The sequence below is a fragment of the Nonomuraea sp. SBT364 genome (assembly GCF_001083785.1).
In the GTDB taxonomy this organism is placed as follows: domain Bacteria; phylum Actinomycetota; class Actinomycetes; order Streptosporangiales; family Streptosporangiaceae; genus Nonomuraea.
The window spans coordinates 1-17,297 of the sequence record NZ_LAVL01000170.1 but is presented as its reverse complement, the minus strand read 5'-3'; the positions used below and the strand labels follow the sequence as shown (position 1 = coordinate 17,297).

Genomic DNA, 17,297 nt, shown 5'->3' with positions numbered 1-17,297 from the left:
GCCCGGCCCCCCCCCCCCCCGCTCCCCGGCACGGCCGCCCCGACGGGCTGACGCAGCGCGAGGTGGAGGTCCTCGGCCTGATCGCCCAGGGGCACTCCAACGCCGAGATCGCCGCCGGCCTCCACATCTCCGAAGCCACCGTGAAAACCCACATCAACAACCTGTTCGCCAAAGCCGGCGTACGCGACCGGGCCCAGGCCGTCACCTACGCCTTCCGCCACGGCCTGGCGCCCCTATGACCGGGGGCGGCGACCGCAGTCGACAAGGAGGAAACATGGGGCGTTTCCACAGCATGAGCCTGGCCGACTTCTGGGAACTGGTCGAGGCGTCCAAGGGCGAAGCCCGTTCGAGGCCGGATCAGCTGACGTGGGTCAGCGGCGGGCGTCGCGGTTGGCGAGGGCGAGCCAGGCGTACGGCAGGGGCAGCATCGCCAGCCAGAAGGCATGCGCCTCCTCCCAGTGCCCGAATCCGCACGTAGGCGGCCAGAGCCTGATCTGCTCCGGCAGCAGGATGGTGCCGAGCACCAGCCCCAGCTGCACCACGACGGCGGCCATGGCGGCCTGCCGCCCCGAGGTGTGCCGTACGGCGGTCGCGGCGGCGGCCAGGGCGATCCCCAGGCAGACGCCCATCTCGACCAGCAGGTCGGCGGACATGGCGTCGACCAGCGCGAAGGCGGCGGCCGAGCCGAGCAGGGTGCCGGCGATCCGCATGAGCAGCAGGGCGTCGCCGGAGGGCAGGGTCTCCCCGGCCCGCACCACCGTCAGCAGGGCGGCCACGAAGGCCGTGACGACCGCGAGCGGCGCCCAGTCGATGGCCCTGACCAGCGGACGGGCCAGCAGGGCGGCCGACCGTCCCCGCGAACGGCGAGCTCCCGGCGCGACGGCCCCCCGCGCGGTGACCGGATCGGCCCCGACCCGTGCGACGGGCGGCCCCAACGACCTGGCCGCCTCCCCGGGCGGCATCGGGGGCATGGCCGCCTCCCTGGGCGTCGTCAAGGGCATGGTCGGCTCCTTCGGTGGTGTCAGCGGCATGGTGTGGGCCCCGGCGGGGTGGCTTGCGTGCGGTTCAGGCCGAGCAGGGGCAGGGCCTGGTCGATGGTCGTGGCGGGGTGGGTGAGGGTGTCCCAGTGGGCCGAGACCTTGTCGCGGACGCCGGGTGTGGCGAGCATGAGCTTGGCGTAGGCGACCTCGGCCGGGCCCCAGCCGACCATCATCTGACGTCCGAACCGGACGTCCGCGTAAAGGGGGCGCGGCGGCTCGGGCACGGAGACCTGGCCGGTGATCCAGAGGGCCAGCACCATGCGGGCCTGACCGTGCGCGTCGCCTCCCGTTCCGGCGAGGGCGAGCGCCTTGAGCAGGCCGGTCGCCCACAGCCCGACGGACTGGGCGAGCATCGCGCGCTGGTCCGGATGGCCCCAGGTCATCGGAGCCTGGAAGGGCGACGCGCCGTCGTGGCCGTAGTACCAGGTCAAGGGCGTCTGCTCGACCCGTGGCAGACGGGCCCGCAGCGCGGCGGGCAGCACGTCGGCGGCGGGGAGGACGGCCTGCTCCCACAGCGGGATCCAGGGCTCGTACCCCGGATAGGCGCAGTAGGTCACCCCCTGCCGGTCGGAGCAGCGGTGCGCGGCGGGACCGAAGTAGCGCTCGAACACGCGCGGATCCACGGTCTCGGGGCCGAGCATGCCGACCCGCGGCCGCAGGACCGGCGGCTCGGCCGCCGTGGCGGCCCCCGCGGGCACCGCGACGGCCAGCGCCGCCACCACGGCGGCGGCGGGCATCAGCCGCGTCCGGTGCCGGAGCAGCGCCACCCCGGCGAAGACGACCACGAGCGCGAGCACGTACACCAGATGGGTGCCCGACGGCCGGTCGGGCCAGTCGGCGTGGTGGTCCTGCATGACCGGCAGCAGCCAGCGCAGGGGACCGTTCACGGGGTTCATGTAGATCAGGTAGCCGAGCACGGCCACCACCATCGGGCCGGCGATCAGCCGGCGCACCCACCGCCCGATGGCCACGCCGAGCGTCGCGGCGAGCATCGCGGCGGCCACCGCGGTCAGCGGCTCCCACACGTCGAGCCGCCCGGCGGCGGGGCCGGCGGCCAGCCGGACGAGCAGGTAGCCGCCCACGGCCACCGCCGAGGCCAGCCCGGCGACGAGGGGCGTGGCCAGCAGGATCGCCCGCGTCCGGTGCCCGGCCCGGCCCGGCAGGCCGGCGAGCGTCTCCGGCATCCCGTGCCGCCCGTCGCGTGAGACGGCGAGCGCGGCCACGATCAGCACCGCCGCCGCCAGGCAGGTCGACAGCCCCGTCGCGTGGACCGGGTCGACGCCCCAGTGCGGCTGCTGCCCCCGGCTCAGGTAGGTCTGCAGCGCCAGTACCAGCGCGCTCGCCCCCCACACCAGCGGATGCCGCGCCAGCCTGCGCGCCTCGAACAGGAACAGCTGCCGCGTCACGCCGCCTCCCCGAGCAGCGTGAGGTAGCCGTCCTCGACGCCGGGCGCCGTCGCGTCGCCGGACGGCGGCCGGTCGCCGAGCGTGCGGTAGCGTCCGTCGGCGGTGCGCCAGAACACCCGCGACGCCGGCGGCGCGGCGTCCGACAGCCACACCTGCCCGGCCGCGACCTCGGCCAGCTCGCCGGGCGTGCCGTCGAAGACCGCCCGCCCGTCGCGCATGACGACGACCCGCTCGCACAGCGCCGCGACGTCCTCCGTCTGGTGCGTGGACAGCACCACGGCCCGGCTCTCACCCAGCCGCGAGACCAGGGTCCTGAACAGCATCCGCTGCGCCGGATCCAGCCCGACGGTCGGTTCGTCGAGGATGAGCAGGTCGGGCTCGCCCAGCAGCGCCTGCGCGAGCGCGAGCCGCTGCCGCATCCCGCCGGACAGCTTGCGCACCTTCGTCCCCGCCTGACCGGTCAGATCCACCTCGGCCAGCACCCGCCGCACCTCCGCGTGCCGCCGTTCGCGGTCGGTCAGCTCCTTGAGGATGGCCACGTAGTCGACGAGGTCGAAGGCGGTGAAGTGCGGGTAGAAGCCGGGGTCCTGCGGAAGGTAGCCGAGCCTGCGCCGCAGCGCGGTCCGCTGTACGGGGTCCGCCGGGTCCAGGCCGAACGCGTCGATGGACCCGCCGTCCGGAGCCAGGGTGGTGGCCAGGCAGCGGAGCAAGGTGGTCTTGCCGGCGCCGTTCGGGCCGAGCAGGCCGGTCACGCCGGTGCCGAGGGCGAGATCGAGGCCGGCGAGCGCGAACCGCCCGCCGTACTTCTTGGTGAGGTCGCTCATCTTGATCATTTGATGCTCAATCGGTAGAGGTGGAACGACGACGACAGGACGATCAGGCCGTACGCGACCTGCGCGGCGGGCTCGAAGGGGGCCAGCCAGCCGCCGGTGAGGCGGCCCGTGCCGACGACGGCCAGCCACAGCCCGCCCACGGCGAGCGCGGCGATCGGCACGGGCAGCCGGTTCGACAGGGCCAGGCAGCCCGAGGCGGCGGCCAGCGAGGGCAGCAGCCAGGCGGCGCTCAGGCCGGGCGGCGCGGGCAGCAGCGGCGAGGCGATCAGCGCCAGCGGGGTGGCGACCGCCAGCACCGCCGTGGCCCTGGTCAGGAGCAGCCGCGGCCCGGCCAGCGGCGTCGCGGCCATCAGCTCGTGGGCGGGGTCGACGCGCGGGCCGTAGGCCAGCGCGATCCCGGTCAGCGGCAGCACCGGCGCCAGGATGAGGAACGCGGGCAGCAGGTCGGCCTGCTGCCGCGCGGCCAGCACCGCGAAGGCCAGCGCGGCGACCACCGCCACCGTCCAGGCGCGGCTCATCGTCGGGGTCGCGGACAGCAGCCTGGCCACATGGCCGGGCACGCCGCCGAGCCGCAGCAGGCGCTCGCTCCAGGACGGGCGCGGCCTGATCAGCTCGGTCTCGAGCCGCCCCCAGGACGCCTCCAGCCAGTCGCCGTCGTACGGCACCGACGCCCGGCACCGCGCGCAGCCGCCCAGGTGGGCGTCCACCGACAGGGCCAGCGCAGTGCCGAGCGTGCCGGCGAGATAGCCGTCGCGCAGATCATCGGAGATGTGCCAGCCGGTGGTCATGACAGTTCCTCGCGTAGCTGGGCTCTGGCCCGCATGGCGCGGGACTTGACCGTGCCCTCCGGGATGCCGAGGAGGCGCGCGGCCTCCTTGGTGGTGAGACCGTCCAGCACGGTCGCCTCGATCACCGCGCGGAGGTCGTGGGGGAGTCTCGTCAGCGCGCCGCCCAGGTCGCCGTGCTCGACGCCGAGCAGCACGACGTCCTCGGCGGACGCCGACACCGGCGCCGCCGAGGTCGGCGCCCGCATGCCGTCCGGCTCACCGGCGCCGATCCAGCGCGAGCCCCGGCCCCGCAGCGCCGAGACGAGCCGGCGGATGGCGATCGTCCACATCCAGCCCGCCGCGTTGCCGCCCCCGAACCGGTCCGCCGACCGCCACACGGCCAGGAACGTCTCCTGCAGGGCGTCGTCGACCACGTCCGGGTCGGCGCAGCGGCGCGCCAGCCGGGCGCGCAGCCACGGGGCGTGGCGCTGATGGAGGATGCGCAGCGCGGGCGTGCTCCGCGCGGCGACGGCCGCGAGGAGCTCGGCGTCGGAGCTGTCCGCGCTGACGTCGGGCGGGGGCTCGCGCCGCCGGAAACTGAACGGTCTCACACCCCATCTATCGCAGAGCGGGAGCGGCTCGGTTCCCGATCGGTTGACCTTCACGCGACGTCAACGCCTTGACTGGCCGTGACCTCGTGAAAGGAGCTCATCGCATGAGACCGATGCTGCCGTTCGTCCGCCCGCACCCGCTGGCGCCGCCGCCCGAGTACGCGCGGCTGCGGGCCGAGTCGCCCGTCGCGCCCGTGCCGGCCCCCGACGGCCGCCCGGCCTGGCTGGTCACCTCGTACGACGCGGTGGCGGCGGTACTGGGCGAGCGCCGGTTCGGGCTCGCGCCCGCCGGCAGTGAGCAGGCGGGCAACGACACGCTCTTCCAGGACGGCGAGGCGCACGCCCGGCTGCGCCGCCTGGTGTCGAGGGCGTTCGGCCCGCGCGCGCTCACCGCCCTGCGGCCACGCGTCGAGGAGCTGGCCGGCGAGCTCGTGGAGGCGATGGCCGGTCCGCGCGCCGAGCTGGTCGGGCAACTGGCCACCCCGCTGTCGATCGGCGTCATCGGCGAGCTGCTCGGGGTGCGCGCCGGCGATCGGGCCCGCCTCCGCGCCCTGGCCGACGCCGCGAGCGCGGTGGACTTCGTCTTCGGCGGGGAGCCGGAGCCGGCCGCCGCCGCGCGGGCGTGGCAGGCGCTCGGCGAGTACGCCGCCGAGCTGGTCGAGGACAGGCGGCGCGACCCCGGCGACGACCTCCTCAGCACCCTCATCGGTGTTCGTGACGCCGGCGACGGGCGGCTCGGCGACGCCGAACTCGTCGCCATGGTCACCACGATCGTCTCCGGCGGTTACCTGTCGGCCCGCAACGCCGTGGCCGTCGCCGCCCTGCGCCTCCTCGCCGAGAACCGCATGCCCGACGCGGCCGGCCCCGGCGCGGCGATGAGCGCGGTGGTCGACGAGGTGCTGCGGATGCAGGCCGGGCTGACCGGTGAGCCGTTCCCCCGCTACGCCCACGAGGACCTCACGCTGGCCGGCGTCCGGATCGCGGCCGGTGACCTGGTCCTCGTACGGCTCGAAGCGGCGCACCGGGACCCCGCGCGCTTCCCGGAGCCGGACCGGTTCCTGCCCGGCCGGCGGTCCGGCCCGCTGCTGGTGTTCGGCCACGGACCGCACTACTGCCTGGGGGCGGCGCTCGCCCGTGCCGAGGTCGCCGCGGCGCTGGGCGCCCTCGCGCGCCGCCTGCCCGGCCTGCGCCTGGACGGGCCGCTGGAGCGGATCGAGTGGAGCCGGACGGGCCCCGACGCCGGCCCGGAGGCCGTGCCTGTCACGCAGGGAGTTTGACTGACCAGTCATTCATAATAAGCTGCCGGCATGACACCGAAGAGAGTCGACCATGACGCCCGCCGGGAGGAGATCCTCGCCGCGGCCGTGCGGGTCTTCGCCCGCAAAGGGTTCGCCGCCACCCGGATCGAGGACGTCGCGGCCGAGGCCGGCATCGCCAAGGGCAGCGTCTACCTGTCCTTCGACAGCCGGGAGGCGATCCTCCAGGCCGCCTTCGCGTCGCTGGGCGCCGCCTGGCAGGACATCCTGCGGCAGGCGCGCGGGGACGGCGGCGACCCGCTGGACCGGCTCGCCGTCCTCGTGCGTTCCGTCGTCGAGGTGGCCTCGCGCGAGCCCGAGCTGAGCCGGGTGCTGCTCGACCTGTGGGCCCTCGGGCGCGGCGACCCCGTCGCGCCGCTGGACATGGCCGGGCTGTACGACGACTACCGGGCGGCGGTGGCCGGCCTGCTGGCGGAGGCCGCCGGGAAGGGGCTGGTCCGGCCCGGCGCAGGTCAAGCCGAGGCCACGGTCATCGTCGGGGCCGTCGAAGGCTGCCTGCTCCAGTGGATCATCGACCCTCGGCTCCCGATCGGCGACCTGGCGGGCTCCGTCGTCGCCGTGTGCCTCGACGGGGTGCGCGCGTGACGGCCCGGGTTCTGCGCCGCCTCAACGGCGTGCTGGTCGCGCCGGGCGCCACCGGCCCGGAGTCGCTGCTCGTCTACGCCACCGCGCTGGCCGGCACGCTGATCGCCGTCCGGTGGGCGGCCGGGCTGCCGCCGCTCGCCGTCGTGGTCATCGCCGTGCTGGCCTTCGACCTGTTCGGCGGGGCGACGGTCAACGCGACCGCCGCCGCCAAGCGCCGCTTCCACGGCCCGGACCGCACCGGGCGGCACCACCTGACGTTCGTCGCCGCGCACGTGCAGCCGTTCCTGCTCGCGCTGACCGTGCCCGGCGTCGGGTGGGGGCCCGCGGCGCTGGTGTACGGCCTGGCCCTCGCGGGCGCGGTCGCCGTGCTGGCCGTCCCGGCGGCGCTGCGCCGCCCGGTGGCGTACGCGGCCACGGTGCTGGCCGTCGCCGTCTCCTGCGCGGCCATGCCGCCGGTGCTGGCCTGGTTCGCCCCGGTGCTGTTCGTCAAGCTGCTGCTGGCGCACCTGCTCCCCGAGTAAGGAAGGATTGATCACCTTTCTTGCGCATATTCGAGGAGCCAGCATGGATCGCAGACGCTTTCTCACCCTGACCGGCGGCGTGGGAGCCGGTGCCGTGGGAGCCGCCGTGGGATTCGGGCAACCGGCGCACGCCGCCGCGTACCCGTACTTCAACCGGCGCGTCCCCGACGCGGCGCACACGAAGATGGGCGAGCTGGTCCGTCACGGCATCACCACCTTCGCGTTCACCCCGTCCGGCGGCTGGGTCATGGTCACCGGGGACGGCCGCTACGCCGCCGGGGGCGTGCCGTCCGAGTGTTTCGCCGAGCTGAAGAAGCTGATCGCCGCGGGCCGGAAGGTGCACTGCGTGGCATTCCCGCCCGAGGGCGGCAACCGCTGGCTGATCACCACGGACCGGGGCGTTTCCGCGCGCGACGTCCCCGAGGAGTGCTACCAGCGGATCCTCGCCTACTACGCGGCCGGTCAGCAGGTCGTGCACGTCGCCTTCCCGCCGGCGGGCGGCAACCGGTGGGTGGTGGTCGGCACGAAGGACACCTTCTCCCGCGGCATCGACGACGAGTGCTACCAGATGATGCGCAACCTCACCCAGGGCGGCCGGCGGATCACCCGGGTGGCGTTCCCGTACACCGGCGGGTGGGCGGTGGTCGCCCAGGACGAGTTCCACGCGCGCGGCATCGACGACGAGTGCTACAAGGAGATGAAGGACCTGGCCGCCGGTGGCTGGGAGGTGCACAACGTGGCCTTCTCACCGGCCCGCGACGGGTGGTCGCTGTGCTCGCGCGGCCAGGCTCCCGCGCTGCCCGCCGACCGGGTGCGGAAGGTGGAGAACGCGGTCCGCGGCACCACCGTGTGGCAGCGGATGAGCGACTACAACACGCCGGGCGTCGCGATCGCGGTGGTCGTCGGCAACCGGATCGCCTGGTCCACCGGCTACGGGCGGCTGGAGGCGGGCGGCGGCGCGGCCGCGCATCCCGAGTCCGCCTTCCAGGCCGCCTCCATCAGCAAGGCCGTCGCCTCGGTCGGCGTGCTGCGCCTGGCCCAGACGCTCGGCCTGCCGCTGTCCGGTGACGTACGCCCGCACCTGGGCTGGACGCTGCCGCGCCGCGCGTGCGTGCCGGAGGCCGCGGTGCCGACGATCGACCGCCTGCTCACCCACCGGGGCGGCGTCATCGGGCGCGGTTCCACCTCACCCGCCGAGGCGTGCTCGGGGTTCGCCGGCGGGGGCGGCGGCTTCGCCGGCTACGGGCCGGGCCTGACCGTGCCCACGCTGCTCCAGGTCATGAACGGCGAGGGCAACTCGCCCCGGATCGAGCTCACCACCGAGCCGGGCGCCGCCTACCACTACTCCGGCGGCGGCTTCGTGCTGCTGCAACGCATGCTGGAGGAGCGGACCGGCCTGACGCTGGACGCGTACATGACGCGCGAGGTGTTCGCCCCGCTCGGCATGAAGACCAGTTCGTACGCGCTGTCGCCCGCCTTCGAGCTGGCCTCCGGGCACACCACGACGGGCGCGGTGATCCCCGGCAGGCGCAACCGCTACCCCGAGTCGGCCGCCGCCGGCCTCTACACCACCGTCCTGGACCTGTGCCGCCTGGTGTCCTGGCTCAACCGGGCGTGGACCGCCTCCGGCGACATCGCCGGCCCGCTCACCAGGGCGTCCGCACGGACGCTGCTGACCCCCGGCCCGCAGGGCGACATGGGCCGCGGCCTGTTCGTCGCGAACCGGGGGACGCGGGACTTCTCCTACACCCACGACGGCTCCAACTACGGCTTCAAGTCGGTGTTCAAGGGCTATCCGGAGCTCGGCGCCGGCTACGCGATCCTGGCCAACGGCAACGACTTCGGCCTGGTCGGCGAGATCGCCGAGGCCATCAGGTCCGTCTACGGCTGGGTCTGAGCCACCGGCGCGTCCCAGTCGATCACGTACCGCTGCTCCGGGCCGACGGCGCGCTCGGGCGCCATGACGGTGCGCATCGCGAGCGGCATCAGCACCGGCATCAGCAGCCTGGCCACCGGCCCCGGCGCCTTGGCGTGGTTGATGCGCGAGGCGCGTGCCGCGACCCGCTCCACGCGGGGGCGGCGCAGCCGCTCGTACGCCTCGAAGGCGGGCCCGGGGCCGGGCAGGTCGCGCAGGCAGCGGGCGAGCTGCACGGCGCTCTCGATCGCCAGCGAGGCGCCCTGGCCCGAGCTGTTGGACGGCGCGTGCGCGGCGTCGCCGACCAGCACCATCCGGCCCCGGTGCCAGTGCGGCAGGCTCGGCATGATCTTCAGCGAGCCGAGGACCTGCAGCCGGTCGGGGCTGGTGGTCCGGATCAGCTCGGCGCCGGGGTCGTCGCCCGCGTGGACGCCGGCCAGGACGCGCAGCCACTCGGCGGCCGGCACGGCGCGCGCCTCGGCCGGGGTGAGTGGCCGCTCCTGGGGCAGGTTGGCGCCCCACTCGGTGCCGCCGCCGGGGTGGCGCCGGTAGAGGTAGAAGCCGCGCCTGCCGAAGGAGTAGACGATGGTGCCGTCGTCCTCGGGCACGTCCAGGCCGGCGCTGGACTCGAAGCCCAGCAGGCCGGTGTAGCGGGGGCCGGGCGCGGCCGGGTCGATCAGCGAGCGGACGGTGGAGTGCACGCCGTCGGCCCCGACGAGGATGTCGGCCGCGGCCGTGGTGCCGTCGGCGAAGCGGGCCACGACGCCGGAGCCGGTCTCGTCCACGGCCACCAGCCGCCTGCCGTGCTCGATCGGCACGCCTTCGGACACCGCCCGCTCGTGCAGCGCGCGGTGCAGGTCGGCGCGCCACAGCAGCCTCAGGGCCGGCACCCCCGGCAGCGGGGGGATCGCCGTCCGCCGGCGGCCGATCGCCATGACCATGCCCGGCATCGGCCGCGAGACGGCGAGCACGGCGTCCTCGGCGCCGACGGCACGCAGCGCGGCCAGGCCGTTCGGCGCTATGGCCAGCGAGCCGCCCACCCCGTCGGCCGTGGCCGGGTACGCCTCGTACACGGCCGCGTCGATGCCGGCCCTGCGCAGCGCCATCGCCGCGACCGGCCCGGCGACGCCGCCGCCGATCACCAGCGCCGTCCTGACGGTCATGTCCGCGCCGCCTTGAACTCCTGCCACGCCCGGACGTAGGCCGGGTCCCCGAGCGATTCGGCCAGCTCGGTGACGAAACGCCGCTCGGCCTCCAGGAGGGTCAGCCGGTAGCGTTCCTCGGCCAGGAACACCCACAGCACGCCGTCGGCCGCCGCGGCGGCCAGCACGCCCTCGACCTCGGCGGCCTGCTCCGACAGCGTCGCCAGGCGGCGGCCGAGCAGGCCGGCCGCCTCGGCGGGGTCGAGCACGGCCAGCAGCGACAGCGCGACGCCGAAGTGCGGGTACTCCTCGCGCGGCTGGGCGACCAGCTCGCCCAGCCACGCGTGCAGCTCGTCCCGGCCCTGCGGGGTGATGTCGTAGATGGTGCGCTCGGGCCGCTGGGTGTCGCGCACGGTCTCCCGCTCGGTGACGAACCCGGCCTTGCGCAGTTGCTCCACGACCATGTAGAGGGAGCCCCGGTTGTACTTGATGCTGCGGTCCTTGCCGTGCTCCTTGAGCCGCCGCCCCAGCTCGTACGGGTGCATCGGCTCGGCCGTCAGGTAGGCGAGCACGGCCAGGGCCAGTGGGTTGGCCACCTTGCGGGGCATCCGGGAACTCCCTCGGTTAGTCGGCTTCGACTAGTCGATACCGACTATAACTCAGGAGACGAAGACCCACGTCTGGTTCGTGCTGGAGGAATTGCAGCGGTCGGCGAGGACGACGTCGTCGAAGTAGACGCGTCCCTCCATCAGGCACCGGTTCTTCAGGTGCTTCCAGCGCAGCAACTGCCAGTCGCCGCCGAGCCGTTCCCTGATGAGGCGGACGGTGAACCGCTGCTGCTCGGCCGTCGTCCGGCAGCGCCGCGCCAGCACGGCCTCCCTGCCCGGCGCGTCGACGCAGGCGCGCGTGACGCCGAGACTGGCGAACTGCCCGCGCGCGGTGCGCTTCCAGCGCAGTGCCTTGGCGTACGGGTCGCAGGACCAGGTGCCCAGCATGAGTCCGCGCCGGTGGACCGTGGCGTCCTTGCCGACGCCCAGGCACTCGCCGGAGGACACGTTGCGGATCATGAACCCGCGATCCGCGGCGGCTCCGGCGGGCGCGGCCGGGAGGAGCGTGACCATGAGGGTGACGGTGACGGCGGTGATCCCTAATCGTCTGATCATGGCCCGGGATGTTAGCCGGAGGTGAAGACCAGGCCAAGCTGCCGATCGATCAGCGCGACGGCCCGCTCGGGCGGGTGCTGGCCGAGCAGCACCCTGGACTGCAGCCCCTCGGCCGCCGCCACCAGGAACGCTGCCTCGGCCTCGGTGTCGACCTCCGGCCGCACCTCGCCGAGCTCGCGCCCCCGGGTGAGCAGGCCGGCGACGAGGTTCTCCAGGGCGAGCGGGGCCTCACGGGCCGCCGCCCCGAGCGCGGGGTCGGCCAGGAACCGGACGAAGTACGCCACGTACACGAGGTGCCGGTTGTGGCGCTCCTCGTCGAGCGGGAGGAGCTCCAGGAGCACCCCGCGCACCAGCGCCCGCATGCCGGGGTCGTCGCCGAGAAGCTCCAGGCGCTGCCTGGCCCGCCGCTCGGCGTCGGCGTTGAGGATCTCCAGCGCGCCGAGCAGGAGCTGGTCGCGGGTGCCGAAGTAATACTGCAGCAGCCGGGCCGAGACCCCGGCCTCGGTGGCGACCTGCCTCAGCGTGACGTCCTCCAGCCCGCCCCGGGTGGCCAGCCGCCACACGGCCTCGGCGATCTGGCGGCGGCGCAGGTCATGGTCCACCTGTCGGGGCATGCCGTTCCTCCTCCGCGCCCGGCCCTGATGTGGTGCGACCGTACCACGGGTCAGGCGGGGAGGGCCTCGCCGGTCTCCAGCAGGGTCTTCAGGCTCGACAGCAGGCCGGGCCAGCCCTCGGAGACCATGTCGCGCAGCGTGCTGTCCGGCTCGAAGCCGTCGTGCACGACCGTCAGCTTGACCAGCTCGCCGAGCGGTTCGATGTCGAAGGTGACCTTTGTCCGATTCTCGGCGGTCAGTTTCGCCAGCGTCTCCGGGCTCACGCCCGCGGCCTCGGCCCACTCCGGGGTGAAGGTGTGCCAGGTGTAGGAGAGCCGGCGGCCCGGCTCGGACTCCAGCACGACCTGCTCCGGGCCGGTGGTCTTGCGGCCGTTCTCCTCCCAGGTCATGGCGGAGCCGGGCGTCCAGGTGGTGTCGAAGGAGACGCCCCAGTAGCGGCGGGTGAAGGCCGGGTCGGTCAGCGCCTGCCACAGGCGCTCGGGCGTGGTCTTGATGTAGGTGGTGTAGACGAAGGGATTCATGGTGGTCTGCTCCAGTGTGGTCCGCAGGTCGTCCAGCGCCTGCGCGCGCTCCCGGTCATAGCGGCCGATCCATCGCTCGGCGATGGCGTTGATCGGCGCGGCGTTGAGGTAGTGCAGCTTCTCCCTGCCGCGCCGGACGGCGGTCACCAGATGGGCGCCCTCCAGCACGGCCAGGTGCTTGCTGACGGACTGACGGGCCATGTCGAGCCCGGCGCACAGTTCGCGCAGGCTCTGCCCGTTGCGCTCGTTGAGGCTGTCGAGCAGCCTGCGGCGGCTCGGATCGGCCAGCGCCCTGAACACCTCGTCCATCCCGCACTCCCTCAACATGCAGCCGTTCGGCTGCCTTTCATGCTGAGGATATGCAGCCGGACGGCTGCCTGTCAAAGGTCACGCGTCGCGGTGCTTGAGCAGCAGCCCGCCGGCCGTGAGCGCGGCCGCTGCCCAGGCGGCCAGCACCCCCAGCCCCGCCCACGGGCTCAGCGGCAACGCCTGCAGCCCCGCGGTGGCCTGCACGGTGAGCCCGGCGTTCATCGGCGACAGCCGGTAGAAAAACCGCTGCCAGTCCGCGTCCTGGATCAGGAACGTCATCAGGGCGAGCAGGTAGAGCAGCCCGAGCACCACCCCGGCGGCGGCGGCCTGATCCCGCACGGCGGCGGCCACGCCCAGGCTCAGCAGCCCGACCAGCACCAGGTAGAGCACCGACCCGGCCGCCGCCCGCAGCACCGGCCCGCCGGTGAGCGACAGCGCCTGCCCGCCGGGCAGCAGCAGCCGCCCCGCCGCCACCGAGCCGAGCACGGCCACGGTCCCGGCGGCCAGCGTCAGCCCGGTGAGCAGCGCCGCCTTGGCGGCCAGCACGCCGCCCCGGCGCGGCATCGCCGTCAGCGTGGTACGGATCATCCCGGTGCCGTACTCGCCGCTGATCATGAGCACCGCCAGGACCGCCACGACAGCCTGCCCCGCCACGACCCCGGCCAGCGCCGTCCTGGGCACGTCGAACGGCTGGTTCGTCACGGCGGCGGCCACCGCGGCGCTCACCCCGGCGGTCAGCACCACGACGGCCAGCAACAGCCACCCGGTGCCCGGCGTCGTGCGCAGCTTGGTCCACTCGGCGCGCAGGTGCCGGCTCACGCGTCCCTCCCGCGCAGCTTGACCACGGCCAGGCCGAGCGCGAGCGCCGCGTAGGCGGCCGACACCGCCAGCCCGCCCCACGGGGGCAGCGGATAGTAGCCGAGCACCGGCGTGTAGTGGGCGGCGACCTGCGGATACTCCACGAGAGTCTGCTGGATGGCGAACCCGGCCGAGGGCGTCAGCCGCAGCAGCCAGCGGGCCGGCTCCAGGGGCAGCACCGAGACCGTCGCCAGGAAGTACGGCAGCACGGTCACCGCGACGGCCACGGTGACCGCGACCACGCCGCGCCGCAGCAGCGCCCCCAGCGCCAGCGCGAGCACGGCGGTCAGGGCCAGCAGCGCCGCGCTGCCCGCCACCACCCGCATCTCGGTGAGGGTGCTCACCGGCAGCACCCGGTTGCCGTTCGCCTCCAGGATCCGCCTGCCGAGCGGCACCGTGATCCCGGCGGCGACCAGCCCGGTGACGAACGTGACCGCGCCGGCGACGACCGCCTTGGCGGCCAGCACCCGCCCCCGCCGGGGTGAGGCCGTCAGCGTGGTGCGGATCAGCCCCCGCCGGTACTCGGCCGTGATGAACATCACCGCCACCACGACCACCACGATCAGCGCGGTGAACAGGCCGGTCAGCGTCTGCTCGATCCGCATCCCGCCCTCGTCGCCGACCGGCGCGATGTCGCCGACGCCCGTCACGGTGAACGTGTCACCCCGGCGGACGTGGCCGCCCGGATGGTGCGGCTTCCCGTCGGGGCCCATGGTGACGCCGATGTCGTCGTAGCGCCAGGCGTCGCCGGCCGCCGCGCCCAGCACGCTGATCTCCTCGAAGACGGCCGTGGCCTCCGTGAAGCGCTGTGCCGAGACCACGCCGCCGAGCGCGTCCTGGGAGAACGTCAGGTCTCCCGGCGAGGCGACGAACAGCCCGATCCGCACCGAGTCCGGCAACCCGGCCAGCGTGGCCGTGCCGACCTCGGCCCACGTCCGGCCGTCGGCCGACTCGTACCCGATGAGCTTGTCACCCGAGCGCACCAGCCGCAGCCACGCGGGCGCCGACGCCGTCGTGCCGCCGGTGTCGCCGGTGAAGTTGTGCTGCATGCGCACGCCGTGCGCGCCGGTGACCATGACGGCGGCGTAGGCGGCGCCCTCCTTCGTGCCGTCCTTGACCATGACGCCGGCCTTCGCCCACGGCACGACCCCGGACACGAGGTTGGTGACGCCCGGCCGCACGTCGGGCTTGCGGATCCGCCCGGTCACCGACGCGACGCGGGCGGTGATGGCGCCGTCGCCGTCGAGGCGCTGGTGGACGAAGGAGAAGGCGTCGGTCACCGCCTCACCGCCCGGCCCCACCGGCGCCGAGGGACAGGCGACCTCGACCGTCCCCGCGCCGCACGAGGAATGGCTGCCCGCTGCGGTCTGCAGGCCCAGCCCGGCGGTCAGCGCCGCGGCCGCCACCAGGCCGAGCACCCAGCCGCGCACGGTCCTGAACTTGGTCCACTCCGCGCGCACCAGCCTGCCGAACCCGCTCATCGCGCCACGCCCCGGAACTCCACGGCGTCGCGGGTGAGGTCCATGTAGGCCTCTTCCAGCGTCGCGCGATGCGCGCCCACCTCCGCGAACGGCACCCCGTCCCGGCCGAGCAGCTCCACGACCCGCTCGGCCGCCAGTCCGCCGACGGTCAGCGTGTCGCGGCCGGTGGCGGACACCGTCGCGCCCGCGCGCGCCAGCGTCTCCATCGCCTCGGAACGCGCCCGCGTGCGCAACGTCACCAGGCCGCCGGACGCGGCCGCGATCAGGTCGGCCACGCTCGTGTCGGCCACCACCCGTCCCCGGCCCACCACGACGAGATGGCCGGCGGTGTCCTCCAGCTCGCTCATCAGATGGCTCGACACCAGCACCGCCCGCCCCTCCTCGGCCAGCGACCGCAGGAAGCCGCGGATCCACACGATCCCCTCCGGGTCCAGCCCGTTGAACGGCTCGTCCAGCATGAGCACCGGCGGATCACCGAGCAGCGCCGCCGCGATCCCCAGCCGCTGCCGCATGCCCAGCGAGAACCCGCCCGCCCGGCGCCGCGCCACCGAGGCCAGCCCGGCCAGCTCCAGCACCTCGTCCACCCGGCGTCCCGGCAGCCCCTGCGAGTGGGCCAGCCACAGCAGGTGGTTGCGCGCCGTCCTGCTGGGCTGCAGCGCCGCCGCGTCCAGCAGCGCGCCGACGTGCGCGAGCGGCGTGCGCAGGCTCCGGTACGGCCGGCCGCCCACCAGCGCCGTGCCCTCGTCGGCCGCGTCCAGGCCGAGCACCACCCGCATCGTGGTGGACTTGCCCGCGCCGTTGGGCCCGACGAACCCGGTCACCCGCCCCGGCGTCACCGTGAACGACATCCCGTCCAGCGCCAGGACTCCGCCGAACCGCTTGCGCAGCCCGGCCACTTCGATCGTTGCCTCCATGCCCAGGAACACTAGGCAGCGGCGCCCGCCGGGTCGTCACGGCGCCGAGCCATGTTGCCGATCGCTGACGGGAGCGACGCCGGGTCCCTCCTGGGAGGGATGCCAGAACCCTGACATGCGGGAACAATGGACTCCTGTGAAACGAGCGGAGGTCCGGCACCGGTGGCGGCGGCTCGTCGCGAGCCCGCACGCGCCGGCCGCGGCGGCCCTGCTGATGGGGATGCTCGCGGTCGCCGAGTCGCTGGCGCACGCCGGCGACGCGCCGCTGACCGGCTACACGGTGAGCGTCCCGGCCCCCGGGATGCCGGAGCCCGGCGGCCCGCCGCCCACCGGCCAGCCGCCGGGCGGCGGGCAGGCGCTCGCGTTCCTCGGCTACGCGCTGCTCGCGCTGGCCACCACGCTGCCGGCCGGCCTGCTGTGGGCCCAGCCCCTGGCCGGTGCGGCGCTCGTCACCACCGCCACCGTGCTGTCGCTGGCCGCCTTCCAGACCCTGACGATCGCGGGCGCCCTCACCCAGCTCGTCACCGCGCACCGCCTCGGCCGGGCCGGATCCGCGCGGCGACGGCCGTGGGTGCCGGCCGTGCTGGCCGGGGTGCCGTTCCCGCTGCTGGCGATGGCCGACCGGACGGGCGGCGAGGCGCGGGTGCTCACGCTGGCGCTGGCCGCGCTGGTCCCGGCGGCCATCGCGGCCGGCGTCGTCCGGCACGCCACCCGGGTCACGGCCGCGCACGAGGTCATGGCGGGCACCCTGCTGGAGCACACCGCGCGCGGCGAGCGCGCCCGCATCGCCCGCGAGCTGCACGACGTCGTCGCCCACCACATCTCCATGGTGAGCGTCCAGGCCGAGACCGCCCGCCTGACCACCCAGGGCATGCCCGCCGCCGGCGCCGAGCGGCTGACGGCCATCGGCGACACCGCCCGCGCCGCGCTCACCGAGATGCGGCGCCTGCTCGGCGTGCTGCGCGAGGACGCCGGGCCTGCTGCGGGGGAGCGGCGTCCCCAGCCGGGGCTGCGCCTCGGCGAGCTCAACGAGCTGCTCGACGAGGCGCGTGACGCCGCCGGCGCCGCCACCCGGCTCATCCTCAGCGGGCCGCCGGTCCCGCTCGACCCCGGGGTGGAGCTCGCCGCGTACCGGATCGTCCAGGAGGCCCTCACCAACGCGCGCCGGCACGCGCCCGGCGCGGCCGTCGACGTGGAGCTGCACTACGGCGGCGACACCCTGCGCCTGCGGGTCCGCGACAACGGCCCCGGCGGGATCGGCGGCGGGGCCGTTGTCGCGGACCCGTCTCTTTTACCCCTCT

General features: G+C 74.8%; 19 protein-coding genes. 6 read left to right on the top strand and 13 right to left on the bottom strand.

Annotated features, from left to right (window positions below; all coding sequences use genetic code 11):
* Positions 1-239, top strand: a 239-nt coding sequence (locus tag ADY59_RS40030) for a response regulator transcription factor (RefSeq protein ID WP_049574253.1), incomplete at its 5' end; no start/stop codon positions are given.
* Between the two features lie 132 nt (positions 240-371).
* On the opposite strand, the gene ADY59_RS50705 is transcribed toward ADY59_RS40030, so the two are convergent.
* The 5 genes from ADY59_RS50705 to ADY59_RS40005 are packed head-to-tail and all read right to left on the bottom strand — an operon-like array spanning position 372 to position 4,657.
* Positions 372-1,001 (bottom strand): hypothetical protein, encoded by a 630-nt coding sequence (locus ADY59_RS50705; RefSeq protein ID WP_156326028.1) that lies wholly within the window; start codon positions 999-1,001, stop codon positions 372-374.
* 20 nt (positions 1,002-1,021) lie between these two features.
* Complete coding sequence (locus ADY59_RS40020; RefSeq protein ID WP_049574243.1) at positions 1,022-2,446, bottom strand: hypothetical protein; 1,425 nt, start codon at positions 2,444-2,446, stop codon at positions 1,022-1,024.
* Positions 2,443-3,279, bottom strand: a complete 837-nt coding sequence (locus tag ADY59_RS40015; protein ID WP_049574241.1) for an ATP-binding cassette domain-containing protein — start codon at positions 3,277-3,279, stop codon at positions 2,443-2,445. The genes ADY59_RS40020 and ADY59_RS40015 overlap by 4 nt, the downstream gene beginning before the upstream one ends.
* A complete protein-coding gene (locus tag ADY59_RS40010; protein ID WP_049574237.1) occupies positions 3,276-4,067 on the bottom strand; it encodes a zf-HC2 domain-containing protein in 792 nt (263 codons plus the stop codon). Before ADY59_RS40010 ends, ADY59_RS40015 begins: the two co-directional genes overlap by 4 nt.
* On the bottom strand, positions 4,064-4,657 hold the full coding sequence (locus tag ADY59_RS40005; RefSeq protein WP_049574235.1) for an RNA polymerase sigma factor: 594 nt from the start codon (positions 4,655-4,657) through the stop codon (positions 4,064-4,066). The genes ADY59_RS40010 and ADY59_RS40005 overlap by 4 nt, the downstream gene beginning before the upstream one ends.
* Positions 4,658-4,761: 104 nt before the next feature.
* Between ADY59_RS40005 and ADY59_RS40000 the strand changes: the two genes are divergently transcribed.
* From ADY59_RS40000 to ADY59_RS50700, 4 genes are read left to right on the top strand one after another with little or no spacing between them, the layout of a single operon-like run.
* Complete coding sequence (locus ADY59_RS40000) at positions 4,762-5,934, top strand: cytochrome P450 (protein WP_063780932.1); 1,173 nt, start codon at positions 4,762-4,764, stop codon at positions 5,932-5,934.
* A gap of 30 nt (positions 5,935-5,964) precedes the next feature.
* Positions 5,965-6,558 carry a TetR/AcrR family transcriptional regulator gene (locus ADY59_RS39995; RefSeq protein WP_049574230.1) on the top strand — a complete coding sequence of 198 codons (594 nt, stop codon included), beginning with the start codon at positions 5,965-5,967 and terminating at the stop codon, positions 6,556-6,558.
* Positions 6,555-7,079: a hypothetical protein gene (locus tag ADY59_RS39990; RefSeq protein ID WP_049574227.1), complete on the top strand. Its 525-nt coding sequence runs from the start codon at positions 6,555-6,557 to the stop codon at positions 7,077-7,079. Before ADY59_RS39995 ends, ADY59_RS39990 begins: the two co-directional genes overlap by 4 nt.
* Before the next feature lie 43 nt (positions 7,080-7,122).
* Positions 7,123-8,976, top strand: coding sequence for a serine hydrolase domain-containing protein (locus tag ADY59_RS50700; protein ID WP_049574224.1), 1,854 nt, complete (start codon positions 7,123-7,125; stop codon positions 8,974-8,976).
* Here ADY59_RS50700 and ADY59_RS39980 read toward each other — a convergent pair.
* The 8 genes from ADY59_RS39980 to ADY59_RS39945 form a co-directional block, all read right to left on the bottom strand.
* Positions 8,961-10,157, bottom strand: a complete 1,197-nt coding sequence (locus ADY59_RS39980; RefSeq protein WP_049574221.1) for an FAD-dependent oxidoreductase — start codon at positions 10,155-10,157, stop codon at positions 8,961-8,963. The genes ADY59_RS50700 and ADY59_RS39980 overlap by 16 nt on opposite strands.
* Entirely contained in the window at positions 10,154-10,744 is a 591-nt protein-coding gene (locus ADY59_RS39975; protein ID WP_049574218.1) for a PadR family transcriptional regulator, read from the bottom strand. The genes ADY59_RS39980 and ADY59_RS39975 overlap by 4 nt, the downstream gene beginning before the upstream one ends.
* Positions 10,745-10,795: 51 nt before the next feature.
* Positions 10,796-11,299, bottom strand: coding sequence for a ricin-type beta-trefoil lectin domain protein (locus ADY59_RS39970; protein ID WP_156326026.1), 504 nt, complete (start codon positions 11,297-11,299; stop codon positions 10,796-10,798).
* 11 nt (positions 11,300-11,310) lie between these two features.
* Positions 11,311-11,913, bottom strand: coding sequence for a TetR/AcrR family transcriptional regulator (locus ADY59_RS39965; protein WP_049574212.1), 603 nt, complete (start codon positions 11,911-11,913; stop codon positions 11,311-11,313).
* A 50-nt stretch (positions 11,914-11,963) separates the two neighbouring features.
* On the bottom strand, positions 11,964-12,743 hold the full coding sequence (locus tag ADY59_RS39960; protein ID WP_049574210.1) for an ArsR/SmtB family transcription factor: 780 nt from the start codon (positions 12,741-12,743) through the stop codon (positions 11,964-11,966).
* Positions 12,744-12,821: 78 nt separating this feature from the next.
* Positions 12,822-13,562 carry an ABC transporter permease subunit gene (locus ADY59_RS39955; protein ID WP_049574208.1) on the bottom strand — a complete coding sequence of 247 codons (741 nt, stop codon included), beginning with the start codon at positions 13,560-13,562 and terminating at the stop codon, positions 12,822-12,824.
* Positions 13,559-15,082 (bottom strand): ABC transporter permease subunit, encoded by a 1,524-nt coding sequence (locus ADY59_RS39950; RefSeq protein WP_049574205.1) that lies wholly within the window; start codon positions 15,080-15,082, stop codon positions 13,559-13,561. The genes ADY59_RS39955 and ADY59_RS39950 overlap by 4 nt, the downstream gene beginning before the upstream one ends.
* Positions 15,079-15,996: an ATP-binding cassette domain-containing protein gene (locus tag ADY59_RS39945; RefSeq protein WP_049574250.1), complete on the bottom strand. Its 918-nt coding sequence runs from the start codon at positions 15,994-15,996 to the stop codon at positions 15,079-15,081. Before ADY59_RS39945 ends, ADY59_RS39950 begins: the two co-directional genes overlap by 4 nt.
* A gap of 136 nt (positions 15,997-16,132) precedes the next feature.
* Here ADY59_RS39945 and ADY59_RS49265 point away from each other — a divergent pair.
* A partial coding sequence (locus tag ADY59_RS49265) for a sensor histidine kinase (RefSeq protein ID WP_053175577.1) occupies positions 16,133-17,297 on the top strand: 1,165 nt, incomplete at its 3' end.